Below are 2,727 nucleotides of genomic sequence, written 5' to 3'. Positions count from 1 at the left end.
AAGCGTTTTTGTCGGAGCATCGAGCTAAGCGTTGTAGGTGGGACGATCACGACGCGGCCACGTGGATCGTGGGCCTTCGAGGGTGACGGAAGAGCGTCGAAGTTTTGTGCCGGATCTTGGAGTTCACTGGAACACGTAGTCCCATTGGGGAAGGGTGTGTGAAACGACTGAGGGCGGCTGCTACTTTCAGCGGACGGTATCGGTTTTCAAAGCGAGCCCTAGCGAGCCGCAGACCTTTTCGTCTCCGGGAATCACTGCGGCACGTCCGTCATCGAGTACGCATACGGTCAATGGATCGGGCACCGGGTAAGAGAAGTTGCTGTCAAACAGTTTCGGATCCGCGCCACCGCTCGGAGCATTGGGGTCCAGAACGTGTTGTGCCCAGATGTCCCTGCAGGCGGCCAGCGCGTCCTCAATGGGAACAGGGTTGTCGGGTTTTGGCTCACCGGACCTTGCACCTGCCAACAATGTGACGGTGGTACCAGGAAACTGGTGGCCGTTCAGCTCGGCCCTGGCGAAACAAAGTATCGAGCTCTTGTCCGTGACGGGCAGTTGCGTCAGCGCCGCTCCGCCGGTTGCCACGAGGGCGACTGCGACGCCGGCAAGCAGAATTTTTTTGCCTTTGGTGTTCTGGAAGTGCTGGTTTTCCGGGGTCCCGTCTTGGGCGACGCTGACCAGGAGCGCCTCGATGGCGGCACTGCGTTCAGGATTGAAGTGCTGTGAACCAGGATTCTTGTTCATGGCATTTCCTCTTCGGGACTGAGGGGGACCGGTTCCGGTTGGAACCGGTCCTGGGGGTTCATCAGCTGCGCAAGCCTCTGTTTGGCACGGGAGAGCCGTGATTTCACTGTGCCCGCTGGAATGCCCAGCAGTGCGCTCACTTCTGCCGTGCTCATATCTTCCAAAACGCACAGCGCAATAATTTCCTGGTCACGCCGTCCCAGCGAACGGTAAGCCTGCTGCAAGCACTGAGACCGCCGGTCTTCGTCAACCGTCTCAACCACCCAGTCGCTGTGATCCGGCACCTCCTGGGGCTGCGGAAGCTTTCTAATCAGCCGCTCATATCGCAGTGTGGACCTGACCTTGTTCCTTGCCACATTGGTGGCAGTGATCAGCAGCCAGCCCAGCATCGAATCATTGACCAGCCTGATCCTGGATCTACAGCGCCAAGCCTCCAAAAACACCATTGCGGTGGCGTCCTCAGCCTCAAAGGAAGTTTTCACCAACCGGAGGCAGTGAACGAAGACGCGGTCCCGGTGACGCAGGAAGAGGGAAGCGAACGCGGAACCGTCACCATCCATGACGCGCAGCCAAAGCTCTCCGTCTGTGGATACCTTCCCTGAGTCCCCCATACCTATTAGTGTCCGGCAAGCCCACGGCGGTTCCATCCCGAATCGTGCCAAAACATCACGGTCCGGGAAAAGTCACAGAATCTTATTGTCGGGTCAACTCGCGACAGCCTGAGCACGGTACTGCACGGGACTCAGACCTTCGAGCTTCGTGGAGATCCTGTCAGTGTTGTACCAGCGGATGTATTCGTGAAGGGCTACTGCCAAGGCATCAGTGTTGAGGAACCGGACGCGGTGGAAGAACTCTTCCTTGAGGTGGCCAAAGAAGTTTTCCATGACGGCGTTGTCGTAGCAGTTGGCTTTGCGTGACATCGATTGGACAGCGCCGGCATTCTGCAGGAGTAGGCGCCAGGAGATGTGCTGGTACTGGAATCCCTGGTCGGAGTGCACGAGTGGTTTCTGCCCGTCCTCCAGGGTGGCCAAGGCGCCGCGCAATGAGGAGTTGGTCAGTTCCAGGTTGGGAGAGATTCCAATGGCGTAGGAGATGACTTGCCGGTCGAAGAGGTCCATCACCGGTGAGAGGTACAGTTTCCTGTCGCCGACGCTGAATTCGGTCACGTCGGTAACCCATTTTTCGTTCGGTGCATCCGCTTCGAACTGGCGCTTCAACAGGTTCGGGGCAACAACGCCCTGTTCTCCCTGATAAGAGTTGTAGCGCTTCTTCAGCCGGACCTTGCAGACCAGCCGCAGCAAGCGCATGAGCTTCAGCACGGTCTTTTTCGCGACCGTCCAGCCTTGTTTGACCAGCTCGATATGGACACGGCGGTGCCCGTACCGGGCGTGGCTCTTCTCGAAGATGCCCGTGACCGCTGCTTTGAGCTCTGCTTGCGGGTCAGGAGCCAGCAGCCGAGCTTGGTGATAGAAGAACGTGGACCGGGGCAGGCCGGCAACGTCCAACAGAACTTCCAACCGGTGTTGGGCCTTGAGAGCGATGACAGCGCGGACTTTTAGCGCTGTTCCTCGTCCCTCAAGGCGTTTACTTTTCCCAGGAAGGCCACCTCTGCGCGCAACCGCTCGTTCTCGCGGCGCAGCCGCTGCAGCTCCGACTCAGGCTCTGCCGGCGCCTTGAAAGATGAGAGTGGTCGTCCGCGTGGTTTCGGGCGCAAGCCGTCTTCGCCTTCGTTGCGGTATATCCGCGCCCACTTCTTGATCAGATCCGGCGAGGAGAGCTGGAGCTCCTTGGCCAGGACGACCTGGCTCTCCCCGGCCAGGAACCGACGGACCGCATCCAGTTTGAACTCAAACGTGAACTTCCGATGGGTTGATTTGGTCACTATCGCCGTACCTCCGCGAACTCTCCACAGGGCATGAATGCGGATGACAGGCTTTGAACGTACCCCTAACCTCGTCGCCGCTGCCTTCGCGCCCCAACCCATCT

4 protein-coding genes are annotated in these 2,727 nt (G+C 59.0%); all 4 read right to left on the bottom strand.

All coding sequences use genetic code 11. From position 1 onward, the window contains the following. Nucleotides 1-186 precede the first annotated feature (186 nt). Nucleotides 187-741 (bottom strand): hypothetical protein, encoded by a 555-nt coding sequence (locus K4G53_RS19420; RefSeq protein ID WP_221387328.1) that lies wholly within the window; start codon nt 739-741, stop codon nt 187-189. Next, on the bottom strand, nt 738-1,301 hold the full coding sequence (locus K4G53_RS19415; RefSeq protein ID WP_260323878.1) for an RNA polymerase sigma factor: 564 nt from the start codon (nt 1,299-1,301) through the stop codon (nt 738-740). The genes K4G53_RS19420 and K4G53_RS19415 overlap by 4 nt, the downstream gene beginning before the upstream one ends. Nucleotides 1,302-1,445: 144 nt before the next feature. Further along, the gene (locus K4G53_RS19410; RefSeq protein ID WP_260323877.1) at nt 1,446-2,258 is read right to left on the bottom strand and encodes an IS3 family transposase; all 813 of its coding nucleotides are present in this window, start codon (nt 2,256-2,258) and stop codon (nt 1,446-1,448) included. A 38-nt stretch (nt 2,259-2,296) separates the two neighbouring features. Further along, on the bottom strand, nt 2,297-2,727 hold a 431-nt coding region (locus tag K4G53_RS19405), incomplete at its 5' end, for a helix-turn-helix domain-containing protein (RefSeq protein WP_221387326.1).

The sequence above is a fragment of the Arthrobacter sp. MAHUQ-56 genome (genome assembly GCF_019710585.1).
Lineage (GTDB): Bacteria > Actinomycetota > Actinomycetes > Actinomycetales > Micrococcaceae > Arthrobacter.
This window is presented reverse-complemented; position numbering and strand designations above follow the sequence as displayed.

What these genes read in the sequence shown, in the direction of transcription:
- K4G53_RS19420 (WP_221387328.1), bottom strand. Translation starts at nt 741, where the DNA reads ATGAACAAGAATCCTGGTTCACAGCACTTCAATCCTGAACGCAGTGCC.
- K4G53_RS19415 (WP_260323878.1), bottom strand. Translation starts at nt 1,301, where the DNA reads ATGGATGGTGACGGTTCCGCGTTCGCTTCCCTCTTCCTGCGTCACCGG.